This is a genomic window from Hymenobacter seoulensis (genome assembly GCF_054780535.1).
In genome coordinates this window covers 66,410-79,713 of sequence record NZ_BAAGWD010000001.1, presented here as the reverse complement: position 1 = coordinate 79,713, position 13,304 = coordinate 66,410, and the positions used below count along the sequence as shown (strand labels likewise).

Genomic DNA, 13,304 nt, shown 5'->3' with positions numbered 1-13,304 from the left:
AAAAATGAGCAATAAACGATCTGAAAAGCAAAAGCGCAGTCAGCTGGAAGTACCCGCCTGACTGCGCTTTTTCATACAATTTAGAGAGTGCTTATCCGATTATTCTGCTACCACCCCCATGTTCGAGAACTTATCAATCCGCTGACTGATGCGCTCTTCGTGGGGCAGGGCCTCCAACTCGTCGAGGGTTTTAAGGATGGTCTTTTTCAGAGTCTTGATCATGGTGGCGGCATCAGTATGCGCGCCGCCGAGGGGCTCTTTCACGATGCCGTCTACGAGGCCAGCCTTTAGCATATCAATAGCCGTGAGCTTAAGGGCTTCAGCGGCCTGCTCTTTGTAATCCCAGGAGCGCCACAGAATGCTGCTGCATGATTCCGGCGAAATAACGGAGTACCACGTGTTTTCCAGCATCATCACCCGGTCACCGATGGCAATACCCAACGCACCACCCGAAGCACCTTCGCCGATGATGATGCAGATAACGGGCACCTTCAGCAGGAACATTTCCTTGAGGTTGCGAGCAATAGCCTCGCCCTGCCCCCGCTCCTCGGCCTCTAGGCCCGGAAAGGCGCCGGGCGTGTCAATCAGCGTTACGATGGGGCGGTTAAACTTCTCGGCCAGCTTCATCAGGCGCAGGGCCTTGCGGTAGCCCTCGGGGTTGGGCATGCCAAAGTTGCGAAACTGGCGCTGCTTGGTGTTGCGACCCTTCTGCTGCCCAATAAACATTACGGAGCGGCCATCAAGCTCGGCAAAACCACCTACCATGGCTTTGTCGTCGCCTACGGTGCGGTCGCCGTGCAGTTCAATAAACTTTTCGGTCATGCCCTCAATGTAGTCGAGGGTGTAGGGCCGGTCGGGGTGGCGCGAGAGCTGCACGCGCTGCCAGCGCGTGAGGTTGGCGTAGGTCTCTTTCTTAAGCGCCTGAATTTTCTCTTCGAGGGCCGTTACAGCGGCTGAAACGTCTACCTGGCTATCGAGGGCCAGTTGTTGCATTTCACGGAGCTTGCCTTCGAGAGCGGCAATTGGTTGTTCAAAATCGAGGAGCATCGCCACGGGCAGGGTGCGTGTTGAGGTTGCGAGGGGGAATTGAGAAGAAAGCAAAGGTAAGCGACGAGGTCGAAACCGCGCACTGCCCACTCCTTCCGAATTTTTGAAAAATTTTTCTGCCTGAGCAGCAGCCTGAAACAATTTAAGCTACTTCTTTTTTCATCTTTTTTTAGAGGTAGTGTTGCGCAGTCCAATTCGTCCCTCTACTTTTGCACCACTTCAACGCCACTAGGGCAGCGAAGTAGAACAACCTTGGTTCGGTAGTTCAGTTGGTTAGAATGCCGCCCTGTCACGGCGGAGGTCGCGGGTTCGAGTCCCGTCCGGACCGCAAAGGCCCTTCAGCATCGCGCTGAAGGGCCTTTTGCTTTCCCCCTACCTCGTCTTTTCATCAGTGGCAACGGCAGCCGGCCGTTTTCTGTGCTGCACTGCTGCAAGTTGCTACCTCCACTCCTGCTCTAAACCTCCTCATGGGTCTTACTCGTTGCTGTCGGGACAACCCACACGGGAATACACATCAGTGAAGGTCATGAAGCGGTAGTTTTCCGTCGAACCATACAGAAAGCGCTTCCCTTGAAAAAAAATTACGCACTCTATCCTGTTTAGTAACAGAACAATATCGTTTAAAAAAGCCCGTATGTGCCTGCCAGGGCAATTTTTTGTTTGCACGGTCAGAATCGACCTTCTATATTTGCATCACAATAACGGAAAGCACACGGCTTTCTGGTTAGTGTAAAACGGTTCGGTAGTTCAGTTGGTTAGAATGCCGCCCTGTCACGGCGGAGGTCGCGGGTTCGAGTCCCGTCCGGACCGCAAAGGCCCTTCAGCATCGCGCTGAAGGGCCTTTTGCTTTCCCCCCTACCTCGTCTTTTCATCAGTGGCAACGGCAGCAGAGGGGTTTCGGCCTATTCCGCCCCTAGTAGGTCTTTACAACGCCACCGCCATGCGCCGAGCTAGGTCCTCGATATCGGGGCGCCGGGCTAGTACCTGCAGCCAGTCGGCGGGAATGGCTTCTTCTCCATAGTAGAGTCCGGCCAGGCCGCCGGTCACGGCACCGGTTGTGTCGGTATCATCGCCGAGGTTCACGGCGGCCAGTACAGTTTCAGTATAGGTTTCGTGGCGCAACAGGCACCAGAGCGCCGCTTCCAGGGTGTGCAGCACGTAGCCGCCGCTGCTAATAGCTGATTGGGGCAGATCAGGCAGGCGCCCACTCAGGATGCGCTCAAAGTGCTCGGTTTCGTGGACCGGAATATGTAGTTGCTGCAGCTGCGCGGGCACTTCTGTGCACAAGCGGGCATAGGCTTGCTCAATGGTGCAACCCAGGCGCAGGTGGTGGCAATACTCCAGATACAGGAAGCACGCTACTGCCGAGCGGATATGCCCGTGCGTAACGGCAGAAACCGCCTGAATAAGCTGGAAACGATCTTGCAGCAAGGCATCAGGCTGATAAAAGGCTAAGGGCAGCATGCGCATCAGTGAGCCATTACCATTGCTGTACTCATCCTGGCCGCTAGCCTGCAAAAGCGTGTGGTCAGCTGCCAGTTGAATAAGCGCTTCCTGAGTGGTTACCCCAATGTCGAATACAGTACCATGCGGCGTCCAGAAACCTTCGAGGTACCAGCGGCAGCAGGTTCGCACCAGCTTCGGGAGGCTGAAGCCGCCCGCTATGGTTTCGGCCAGGCAAAACGTAAGCGACGCATCATCTGACCAAGTACCGGCCGGTTGGTTGTGGGTACCATATGCCCGCATATGTACCACCGGATCCTGGCGACGGGCGGCGCGGCTTTTAAATTCGACCGGGACGCCCAAGGCATCGCCCACGGCAAGGCCTAACAGGGCAGCACGCAGCTGCGGTTCAGCTGATAAGATAGAATGCAGCATAGATGAATAGGGAAATGCAAGTGCCGTGCAAACGGTAGCCAAAGCTACCAGATCTAAAAACACACGAAGGCACAAGGGGTAAAAAACTAGTAAAGAAGCCCGTGAAGGCACATTTTTGTTGCCCTGGCAGGAACTTTTTTATTCGGCTGTAGATCCTTCGGCTGACTTTTTTTTCAACCACGTTCTATTCTGGCCGAACATTTGCCTCCGGGTTTGGTACTTTCGCGTTCCATTTGGCGGCTTCACTTTTTATTTATGCCTAGATTTCTTCTAATTCTCTGGCTGATGCTGATGGCATTGGTTGATATTAGCCCGGCGTTGGCCCAGGGCGGACCGGCGGCCCGCGCCAAGATGCGCGGTAAAGTATACGTACACCGCCCTAACTACCGCACGTACAAAGGCGGCGGCAGAAAGGCCCGCAAGAAGCGCACTATCCGCTACCGTCAGAAGTGGTTCCAGTTCTGGCGCAAGAGAAAGAAAAACAACAACACTACCCCCAGAAGACCGTCGCGTAACCAGACGATTGGTGGGGAATAGAAATACCCTTGATAGGTAAAATTCAGCGGCCTCCTTTGCCATTTGGCAAGGGAGGCCGTTTGGTTTGAGCCGGCAGCAGGGCTAGTAGCTCCACAATTTTTCAGCGCAAACGGAGTTTAGACCCCAAACAACCCCTATTGGAGTATGATCCGCATTCTGATCTTGATTTTTGCGCTGTTGATGGTAAGCGGCCCGGAGCCAGCCGAGGCTGGGCGGCCTACGCGGTACGCCCGCGCTAAAATGCGGGGCAAATCGTACACGCACCGCCCATTTTATAAGAAATACAAAGGCCGCAAATCCAGCAAGAAGCGCACTTCCCTGTTCCGCAAAAAAGCTAGCGCCAAGCCAACCTACAAAGTAGGCCGCCACTCAACCCGGTAAGCAAGGGGTAATACGTGTCACGAAAGGATACGCGCAACAGCGTCCCGGCTCCCGGCGGCTTCCGGCAAACTACTACCTAGCAACCTAATACCCGGGCTCACCGCGCCGAAGTAGCAGTAGAATGGCAGGCTGTGCGTCGCTGAATATCTACTGGGCTTGCCAAATGATGTTACCAAAGGAACGACTATGCGGAGCAAGTGGCTTGATGAGCTACCTGCTCCGCATAGTCGTTCTGAAGTTTTCAGACGCTGCCTGCCCGACTTGTGCGATTTCCACTACATCTGGAATAGCTTTGTTACTAGTCTAGGGAAGCGGGTACCAACAGTACAATCGTATTTTGCAGATAGGCAGGCCGGGCATTCTCTGTGTTTCGCTCGGCAAACGCGGCCAGCCGGATGCCCTGTTGTTGTAGGCTGTGGTATTCTTGCTCCGTGGGCCACCCCTCGTACACGTTGCGCTGCGAGTAAAACATGGCATCGATGTTTTCCAGAGGCGGCACATTGAACACTACATAACCCGGCGGCACCAACTGATTCAGCTGGCTGTACACCTGTTTATGCTGCTTCCGGCGCTGCCGCTCCTGCTGCCGCTCCGCAGAAGCGAAGCTATCTACGTGGTTTTTCAGCAGGGTCCAGGGCTGCAGGCAGGCTAGCACAACCAGCACCGAGAAAATACTTGCTGCTATGCGGCGCCCTAGCCCTGGCCGCTGCCGCAACCATTGCAGTCCTGCCACCCAGGCCACAGCCGCCAACACCAGCAGCAACGGAGCCACCACGTAGGTGTAAGAAGGCATTTTGGTAGCCGCCAGCGAAAAGAACCCGAATATGGCCCCGCAGCACACCAGCAGCGCCCGCCGCGGCCGCCCCCGCCAGGTGGGCAGCAACTGCAGAAGTAGTCCGGCGCCTATCAGCAGCACCAGCCAATGATACTGGCTCCATAAGGTATTGGTAAAATAGGTATGCCACGCCCCGCCTTTGTCTTCCAGCGCCTGCGTGAAATGCAGGGCGGCATACTCCTGCTCAAAGGCGCTTTCCAGCGGAAATGTACGGTGCGTGTATAGCTGCCACGGCAGCACCACCAACACCGTCAGGGCAAGGGCCGCCAGCAGCCGGCCATAGGCAGCGGGATGCGTGCGGCGTTCGGTATGCAGCACGATATCCAGCCCCCAGGCGGCGTACACTACCAGGCCGGGCAGCCATTTGCACAGCACGGCTGCGCCCGCAAACAGCCCCGTCAGGCCAATCCAAACCCAGGTGCAGGCGCCCAACTGCCGGCTTTCATAGTAGGCCCAGATGCTGCTTGTGACGTACACCATAAACGCCACGTCGCTGTGGTCGACGCTCTGAAAGCCAATGGTAAGCTCCAACTGATAACAGGCAAACGCCAGCAGTAGCGCCGCATGGTAGCCAACGGCCGCGCTAAACGCCAGCCGGCCAATCCGGTACACGGGCCACACAAGCAAGCTCCCAAGCAAGGCACTGGGAATCCGGAGGGCTATTTCATTTATCCCGAACACCTTCAGCCCCAGGGCCAGCTGCCACAGAAACAAGGGCTGCTTATGGAGCCAGACGTGGTTGCAGCACCAGTTTCGGTAATCGTAGCCCAGTACAGGGTTGGCGCGCAAAACTGGGCGCAAGGGGTCCAGGAGCATGTTTTTGGCCACCAGCGCATGAAACCGCTCGTCCCATTCATGTAAAAACGGATCCAGGCAAACCAGCACCAGCCGCAACGCCAGAGCCGCTCCCATCAGCAAAACTACAGCCGCCCCCGTACGCTTGCGCTGGTAAAAAAAGATGCTTCCTGCCGTAAGCCCCGCGCTTAGTAAGAGCACCAGCAAAAGTGTTAAGGGCATGCCATTGAGGGTAAGGATAAAACGAATAACCCGACAAAAAACGGTGGTTTGAGCTAATGATGAAGCTAGTGCGCCCGGAATTCCCTAGGCCTTCGCCATAGCCAAACCCCATCAACATGGTTATCAACCTATTCGAAGTACACTACTGACTGCATTGGAGTAGCCCACCAGGTAACCTAGCGTGCAAAGTGCGCCGCACCCGCGTTCCTTTTAGCACTTTCACGAATATCTGGCTACTATTGAGAAATCGAATGGTATCTGTCAGGTTCCTAGGTGGGTTACTGCGCTCAAGTCGGGTCCCACTGGCCACCACCTCTTTCCTTCCACTGTGTATGCCTTTTTCTACTTGTTTCTCCTCTGTTTTATCGGTTCCGGTTTGGCTGCTGGGCCTGGCGTTGGCCGGCTGCCAGTCGAAGTCAGATAACACCGCCGACTCTGCGACTACTACCGCCACCACCTCCGATTCAAGTGCAGTTTCCACGGATACGTCTGCCTCTGGTGGCGCTATCAGTGCGGCCAGCATCAGCAAGTATTTGCAGGCGGTTTCTTCGGATGAGATGATGGGCCGCAAGCCCTTTACCATCGGCGAGGAGCGCAGCACAACCTACCTGGCCGATGAATTCAAGCGCCTAGGCCTTCAGCCGGGCCCAAATGGCACCTATTTTCAGCCGGTGCCGCTGGTTGAAATCACGGGCACCCCTTCCGCTACCCTGCAGATTAAGGGCGGCGGGCAGCCGCTGAGTCTGCAATACAAAACTGATTTTGTGGCCTTCACGCAGCGCGAGCAGCCCGAGGTGAACGTGAGCAACTCGCCGCTGGTGTTTGCCGGTTATGGCGTGGTGGCCCCCGAGTACGGCTGGGATGATTACGCCGGCCTCGATGTGAAAGGCAAAACCGTGGTGGTGCTGGTAAATGACCCCGGTAATGCCGGCAACGACACGACTCTGTTCAACGGCAAGGCCATGACCTACTACGGCCGCTGGACCTACAAATACGAGGAAGCTGCCCGCCACGGCGCCGCCGGCCTGCTCATCGTACACGATACCAAACCGGCCGCCTACCCCTGGTCGGTGGTGCTAAGCGGCGCCATCAGCCCGAAGCTGCGCGCCCAAACTCCTAACAAAGGTGCAGACAAATGCGCCCTGGAAGGCTGGCTTACGCTTGATGCCGCCAAAAAGCTATTCTCAGCGGCCGGCCAGAACTACGACCAGCTCTACACCGCTGCCAACACCAAGGGCTTCCGGGCGAAGCCACTAGGTAACCTCACGCTCACGGCCAGCATCCGGAACACAATGCGCCGCCAAACCTCGCGCAACGTGTTGGCCGTGCTGCCCGGTACCACTCGGCCCAACGAATACATCATTTACTCCGCGCACTGGGACCATTTTGGAGTAGGAAAAGCCATTGCCGGCGACTCCATTTATAACGGTGCCGTGGATGATGGCACAGGCTTGGCCGCGCTGCTGAGCATTGCCGAAGCGTTTCAGCAGGCCAAGCAGAAACCAGCCCGTAGCATCGTGTTCCTGGCCGTAACGGGCGAAGAGCAAGGCTTGCTTGGCTCAGCGTACTACGCCCAGCACCCGCCGTTTCCGCTCAACAAAACCGTGGCCGACCTGAATATGGACATGCTCTGGCCCTACGGTCAGATGAAGGACCTCACCGTTATTGGCTACGGCCAGTCGGAGCTGGAGGACTATGCCCGCGCCGCTGCCAAAGAGCAGGGCCGCTACCTACTACCCGACCAGACGCCCGAAACCGGCATGTTCTACCGCTCCGACCACTTCAGCTTTGCCCACGTAGGCGTGCCCTCGCTCTATGCCAGCGGCGGTTTTGAGAGCCGCACCGGCGGCAAAGAAGCCATTGCCAAGCAGCGCCAGAACTACACCACCAACATGTACCACAAGCCCGCCGACCAGTTTGACCCCAGCTGGGACCTAGGCGGCATTGCCCAAGATGCCCAGCTGTATTTCCGGGTAGGCCAGCGCCTGGCCAATGAAACCACCTTCCCCAAATGGCGCGCCGGCTCCGAGTTTAAAGGAGCGCGGGATAAGAGTATGAAACGGTAGCTAATCATTTTAAAAGCTACATTCTATCCCTTTAACCACACATATGATAAGAAGAGAGTTAATTGAGAAGCTGAAAGAATTAGACCTTATTCATCATTGGGGCAAAATCAAATCCGTTACTCGGCCGTCTATACGATTGCATCTATCCGCTAAAGCGGATAGAGATATTCCTGTTGGCAGCTCTAAAATGGGAGGTGCCCCAGACCTACCTATTGGCAGACAATGGCCCACCGAATCAAGTCCGGAGGTGCCACTTGCTTTCGTTGCCCAGATTAGTTTAGCTGATATAACTGCTGCCGACGAGGAGGGGTTACTGCCTCGACAAGGGCTTTTATCCTTCTTTTACTCGGCCGAGCAGGAGGCTTGGGGATACGACAATAAAGACAGCGACAAATTCAAGGTCCTGTTTTTCGAAGGATTACCCTGTGAACTTCACCGCTTACCCTTTCCCAGTACGCTGGAAGCAGAAGCTAAATTTGAAGTTTGCGCCCTCGTTTCACAACTGGAAATTAGCCTGCCCTCCTGGGAAAGTACTCTGCTCGATTTTTTAACGGAGAGCGAACAAGAAAACCTGTATGCGTTGGAAGAAAGCAATATAAATAAATTGCTTGGCCATGCTGATACCATTCAAGGCTCGATGGAATTACAGTGTGAATTAGTGACGAATGGTCTTTACTGTGGTGATTCATCGGTTTATAATTCTACGCAGGCAAAAATATTAGAACCAAATGCCGCTAACTGGATCCTTCTATTGCAGGTTGATAGCAATGAGGACGAATGCCGCATGATGTGGGGCGACGCTGGCCGACTATATTTCTGGATTAAAGAGCAGGATTTAAGAAGCAAGAACTTCGATGCTACTTGGGTAATTCTGCAGTGTTACTAGGTGTGGATATCTTCACAAACAACCCTTTGCCAGCAAGGCGCATCTTGCAGACATGAAGAAATTAGGATTACTCGTGCTACTTATGGCTACCGCTCAGGTGGCCCAGTGTCAAACTACCACTACGCCTCTCCCCGATTCGGTTAAAACGTTTTTGGATAAGAGCTTAACGCTTCTAGAAACTTATTCGCTGGAGCGCAATACCGTGGATTGGCCACAACTACGCCAGACGGTGTATCAAAAAGCGCAGGGGGCACAATCGGTGCGGGAGCTGCTCCCGATTTACCCCTATGTGTTTGAGCAGTTGAAGGACGACCACGGCTGGCTCACCTACAAGGGCAAATCCTACAAGTGGCGCAACCCGGCCCGCAAGGTGTACGCCAACGTCGCCGTGAAGGAAGCCCTGGCGAAAAAGCCGGGCGTGCTGGTTAAGATGCTGCCTGGGAACGTAGGCTACGTACAGCTGCCGGGCATCAATGCCGGGGGCAGCCTGCAAGCTATGCGCGACGCGGCCAAGGTGGTGCAGGACTCCCTCTGTCGCATCAATCCCGATAAAGCCAAAGCCTGGATTATTGACCTGCGCCTGAACGACGGTGGCGCAATGGCTCCTATGCTGGCTGGCCTTGCGCCACTTATCGGCGACGGACACCTAGGCGGTTTCGTGGATAAGGACGGTAAGCCTGATCAGCAGTGGTATCTGCGCGAGGGAAACTTCTACATGGATACCATGCAAGTAACCACCCTGGAAAACCGCTGCCCTGTACGCCGCACTGATAAGCCCATTGCCGTGCTGCTCAGTGGCATGACGGCCAGCTCGGGCGAAATAGTGGCTATTAGCCTGCGCGGCCGGCCTGTTACCCGCTCCTTCGGCGAACCCACTTACGGCGCCACTACGGCCAATGAAAGCTACCTAATCAGCGGTACTTCTTACCTCACGATTGCCGGGCTGCAAGACGCCGACCGCAACCAGGTAGCCTACAAAACCCACCTAACCCCCGACGTGCTCATAACCAGCGGCGACAACTTCACTGACCTTACCAAAGATGCCAAGGTAGCGGCGGCGCTGAAGTGGCTGAAGAAGCCGAAGCAAAGCAAGTAGCCACCGCCAGGCCGGGTAGCAGGCAGTCGCCGGCAAGGGCGCTCTGGCCGTTACCGTCCTGTCACCCGGAACTCTACGCGGCGGTTTAGGCGACGGGTGGCTTCTTGGGTATTGCTGGCACTAGGCTCCGTGCCGCCCAACCCAATACCCGTGATGCGGGCAGCACTTATGCCATGGTTGACCAGATACAGCTTCACGGCGTCCACTCGCTTTTCACTCAGTACCACATTCTTATCCGCGGCCCCTACGTTGTCGGTGTGGCCGCGCAGCTCAATGGTCAGGGCCGGGTTCTTGCTCAGCAGATCTACTAGCTTGCGAAGCGCGGGGTAAGAAGAAGGCAGCAGCCTCGATTTACCCTGTTCAAACTGCACATTCTTTAGACGCAGCGTGGTGCCAATAGCCAGTGGCTTCAGCAGAATGTCCTGCACGTACGGGCCCGCCAACGGCATATAGGTGCTGTCGGTGGGCAGATACCCCGGTAGCTCCGCGCGGGCGGCAGTAGCATGGCCCGGCTCCACCAGAAACGAAAATGCCCCTTGAGCCGTGAGCGAGACGGTGGTTTCGGCTCCGGTAGGGCCTAGGCGCAGCTGGGCTTGGGGCAATGGCTGGAAGCTAACCGCATCGAGCACCCGGCCCCGCCAAGTGCTAGCCGCCACCGCTGCGGCGGCCGGGGCGGGCAGTGAGGGTGCCCGAAACACATTGCAGCCCGCCAGATCGGTATAAATACCGCGCCGTACCTGACTTGCCTGCCGGCGCTCCAGATCCACCTGATAAATGGCTTTGGGGCCCGCCAGATACAGACGCTGCTGGCCGGAATCATCGTTCTGCAGTAGCAGGTCGCTGTAGCCGCCGCGTTCCGGCAGCCCACTAATAGGCGTCAGGTTGGGGGCGGGCTGCCGGGTTTTCAGGTTGATGCTCAGCAACGAACCATCGGTGCTGTATACCTGGTATAGTGTGTGGTCGGGGGCAAGGCAAAAGTTGCCGTGCGTGCCGGCACCCGCAAACCCGATGGTGGAATAGAAGGGCGCCTTTCGCAATGGGTCTGATGCCCAGACTAAAGTTACGGTGCTGTCAGTGGGGCTGACTTTCACGAGCTTGTTGGCATCGGAAGTCATGAAATAGAGGTCGCCCTGCTCATCCGTAGCCGCCGAAATCCAGACGTTTTCAGGTCCCTGAGCAGGCAGCTTCCAGGAGGTGTATTGGCCCTGGCGCGTAGCTGGGTTGTAGCGGTACACGTATTCGGGCGCGTTGGTAGGTGCCTTCGTGACGGCATACAGGCAGTTGTCGAAGCCCTTAGCCAGCGCATACGACTGAAAGGGCAGCGCCCGCCGATGAATTTTGGGGGGCCGGGTCAGGTCAGCTGCCGAAAACTCATGGATTGTACGGCAGTCGTCTTCCCACAGCTCATTGTCGTAGCGCAAGGCCGCAATGCCGTACATCTTATCATCGCATGGCTGCGCAACATAGCCGGTGCGTGGCGGGCTGCTGCTTAAGCGAAACGATTTCACCAGTTCCTCGCCGGCAGCCAGGTAGCGTGCGTCCAGGGCAGTGGAAGCCTGGTACTCCACCTGATAAATATAAGTACTACCCCACAGCTGGCGCCCAAGTACCCGAGTTCTTTCAGTAGCAGCGGGGCGGCTAGCGAACGTATACTGGTAGCTTATCTCCTGGCCCAAGCCGGTGGCGTGCTGCTGAAGGCGAAGCACCTGGGCCTGCGGCTGCTGTAGCATATGGCTCCAGACGGAATCCTGCTGACCGGCGCCCGGCCGGCCGACACTACCCTTCTGGGCAGTAGAAAGCGGCCGGACGCTTACCGTTACAGTAGCCTGGTTTTGGGTTGGCCCGGCCGTAAAAACTACTCCCAGCTTGTCCTCGCTCAGGTGTTGGCGCCACGCGGTGTCCGGCAAGGTGAGATGATACTGGGCGGTAAGGTTGGTGTACACGTTGGCCCGCGGCGGCTCCTGCGCATACAATGCAAGCCAGCAAAGCGCCAGAACCAGCGTCAGCAAAACCTTCATCATAGCGGAGCAAGCAAAGAAAACAGCCTTAAATATAGGGAAGCTAGCGTCACGACGCTTGCCAGTAGCGAGGAGCAAGAAAACTGTTTTTTCGTTGGGGGTACCCAAACGCAAGCGGCAAAGTGAAGCGGTTCAGACTTGAATATGACCTAGGATGCCACGGGGAAGGTAGGGGCCGATGAAAAGGCGTGGCATACCCGACTACATAGCTCGAATGGAATACTTTTTGCTACCCCTGCTTTTAATCCCAACCCGGCTCTCCCTGTACCCTGCCTGTGCTTCTCTCCGAAAGCATTTTCGGATTCTGGCTGCTTAGTAGCGTGTATTGTGGAAGTGTATTAAACCCTCCTATTTGTGCGTATATATTTACTAGGTACCTCTCTGCTGCTAAGTGGCATTTTATCGGTTCAAACCAGCGCGGCGCAATCTGTGGAAGCTGTGCGCGAGTTTGATGGCCCCATTCAGGTTGATCCTGATTCGCTTACGCGCAACCTGTTCCGGCAGGCCAAAGTCCGCTCCGTACACACAGTACGCCTCACGGAAGAGGGTGAAGTGCGCGACACGGTTACGTATCAGGAAATCGACCGATTTGGCCGCTATACGAGGGTAGACAGGAAGCTAAGCCCGGAATTGCACCGGCAATGGAGCTACGACGCGCAGGGCCGCTGTACGTCCCTGATTACGTATCCAACCTCTAGCTGGCGCCATACGGTAATTTATACCTACAACCCCGACCTGCACCGGGGAATTCAAGAGGTGATAAAGGCCAATGGTACCCGCACTACCATCAGTGAAGTGAAGCTGGAGCAGCGCGCCGACACGCTCCTGACGGAGTTTATTTCACACGGTATACCGCTCGGCAACAGCACCATCTTGAACCGGGAAAGCCGCGATCTTACTATGCGCTATACCCCCCACCCGGATACCGTACTGGTTCTGAAGTACAACTACAATGGGCTGGGGAAGCTGGAGTGGTCCGGGGCGTTGTACAACTTTAGCCGGCGAGGCCGCCTCCTAGAAGTTGGGAGCCTTGATTTGCGCGATGTTGCCAAAGTCCAGAAGGTAAAGTACGAGGCCGGAAACGTGGCCCCGCTGCTTTCCTACGCTCAGGTTTTGTCGGCGCTCCGGCATAAACAGGGCTTTTACAGTTACCCCCGGCAACGCTGGACCTATGACAGCAACAATAGGGTAGCGACGCAGCAAACCTGGACCCGCATAAATCGGACGGGGCAGTTTGCTACTACGATAGTGAAATACACCTACAACTCAGCCAATCAAATTATTTCTCACGAGCAAAGCACATCCTCTGTGTATAGTCCGGCCAAGAAAACCTACTCAGTATTTTCTTATTTACCCAACGGACTATTGCTACGCGAAACATCTGATGCCCGCAGCGAAAAGCCCGCCTTTTACCGCTACGAGTACCAGTACTATGAGTAAGAGACTACTACCCAGAGTCGTATTACTCATTTGGATTAAACAAGCAACTGACTCATTATCTGTTTTATACAGCAATTATATTATCAGCTGTTAATCCTCACGC

The 13,304-nt window shown here is 55.8% G+C and carries 10 protein-coding genes and 2 tRNA genes; 8 read left to right on the top strand and 4 right to left on the bottom strand.

Going from position 1 to position 13,304, the window contains the following annotated elements:
• Positions 1–99 precede the first annotated feature (99 nt).
• Positions 100–1,047 (bottom strand): acetyl-CoA carboxylase carboxyltransferase subunit alpha, encoded by a 948-nt coding sequence (locus ACYVHC_RS00350; protein ID WP_460613117.1) that lies wholly within the window; start codon positions 1,045–1,047, stop codon positions 100–102.
• A gap of 254 nt (positions 1,048–1,301) precedes the next feature.
• On the opposite strand from ACYVHC_RS00350, the gene ACYVHC_RS00345 reads away from it, so the two are divergent.
• Positions 1,302–1,375: transfer RNA gene (locus ACYVHC_RS00345), tRNA-Asp, on the top strand.
• Between the two features lie 408 nt (positions 1,376–1,783).
• Positions 1,784–1,857 (top strand) — tRNA-Asp (locus ACYVHC_RS00340).
• A 114-nt stretch (positions 1,858–1,971) separates the two neighbouring features.
• Here ACYVHC_RS00340 and ACYVHC_RS00335 read toward each other — a convergent pair.
• The gene (locus tag ACYVHC_RS00335) at positions 1,972–2,925 is read right to left on the bottom strand and encodes an ADP-ribosylglycohydrolase family protein (protein ID WP_460611666.1); all 954 of its coding nucleotides are present in this window, start codon (positions 2,923–2,925) and stop codon (positions 1,972–1,974) included.
• Positions 2,926–3,180: 255 nt separating this feature from the next.
• On the opposite strand from ACYVHC_RS00335, the gene ACYVHC_RS00330 reads away from it, so the two are divergent.
• Entirely contained in the window at positions 3,181–3,462 is a 282-nt protein-coding gene (locus tag ACYVHC_RS00330; RefSeq protein ID WP_460611665.1) for a hypothetical protein, read from the top strand.
• A 144-nt stretch (positions 3,463–3,606) separates the two neighbouring features.
• The gene (locus ACYVHC_RS00325; RefSeq protein ID WP_460611664.1) at positions 3,607–3,843 is read left to right on the top strand and encodes a hypothetical protein; all 237 of its coding nucleotides are present in this window, start codon (positions 3,607–3,609) and stop codon (positions 3,841–3,843) included.
• 298 nt (positions 3,844–4,141) lie between these two features.
• Here the strand turns inward: ACYVHC_RS00325 and ACYVHC_RS00320 are convergent, their stop codons facing one another.
• Positions 4,142–5,695 carry an ArnT family glycosyltransferase gene (locus ACYVHC_RS00320; RefSeq protein ID WP_460611663.1) on the bottom strand — a complete coding sequence of 518 codons (1,554 nt, stop codon included), beginning with the start codon at positions 5,693–5,695 and terminating at the stop codon, positions 4,142–4,144.
• 332 nt (positions 5,696–6,027) lie between these two features.
• Here ACYVHC_RS00320 and ACYVHC_RS00315 point away from each other — a divergent pair, with 332 nt between their 5' ends.
• From ACYVHC_RS00315 to ACYVHC_RS00305, 3 genes are all read left to right on the top strand, one after another.
• Positions 6,028–7,761, top strand: a complete 1,734-nt coding sequence (locus ACYVHC_RS00315; protein WP_460611662.1) for a M28 family metallopeptidase — start codon at positions 6,028–6,030, stop codon at positions 7,759–7,761.
• Positions 7,762–7,804: 43 nt separating this feature from the next.
• Positions 7,805–8,647: a YwqG family protein gene (locus tag ACYVHC_RS00310; protein ID WP_460611661.1), complete on the top strand. Its 843-nt coding sequence runs from the start codon at positions 7,805–7,807 to the stop codon at positions 8,645–8,647.
• Between the two features lie 82 nt (positions 8,648–8,729).
• Positions 8,730–9,743: a S41 family peptidase gene (locus ACYVHC_RS00305; RefSeq protein WP_460611660.1), complete on the top strand. Its 1,014-nt coding sequence runs from the start codon at positions 8,730–8,732 to the stop codon at positions 9,741–9,743.
• 50 nt (positions 9,744–9,793) lie between these two features.
• Here ACYVHC_RS00305 and ACYVHC_RS00300 read toward each other — a convergent pair whose 3' ends face one another.
• Positions 9,794–11,764: an OmpA family protein gene (locus ACYVHC_RS00300; protein ID WP_460611659.1), complete on the bottom strand. Its 1,971-nt coding sequence runs from the start codon at positions 11,762–11,764 to the stop codon at positions 9,794–9,796.
• 351 nt (positions 11,765–12,115) lie between these two features.
• Here ACYVHC_RS00300 and ACYVHC_RS00295 point away from each other — a divergent pair, with 351 nt between their 5' ends.
• On the top strand, positions 12,116–13,201 hold the full coding sequence (locus tag ACYVHC_RS00295) for a hypothetical protein (RefSeq protein WP_460611658.1): 1,086 nt from the start codon (positions 12,116–12,118) through the stop codon (positions 13,199–13,201).
• The last annotated feature ends 103 nt before the right edge of the window (positions 13,202–13,304 follow it).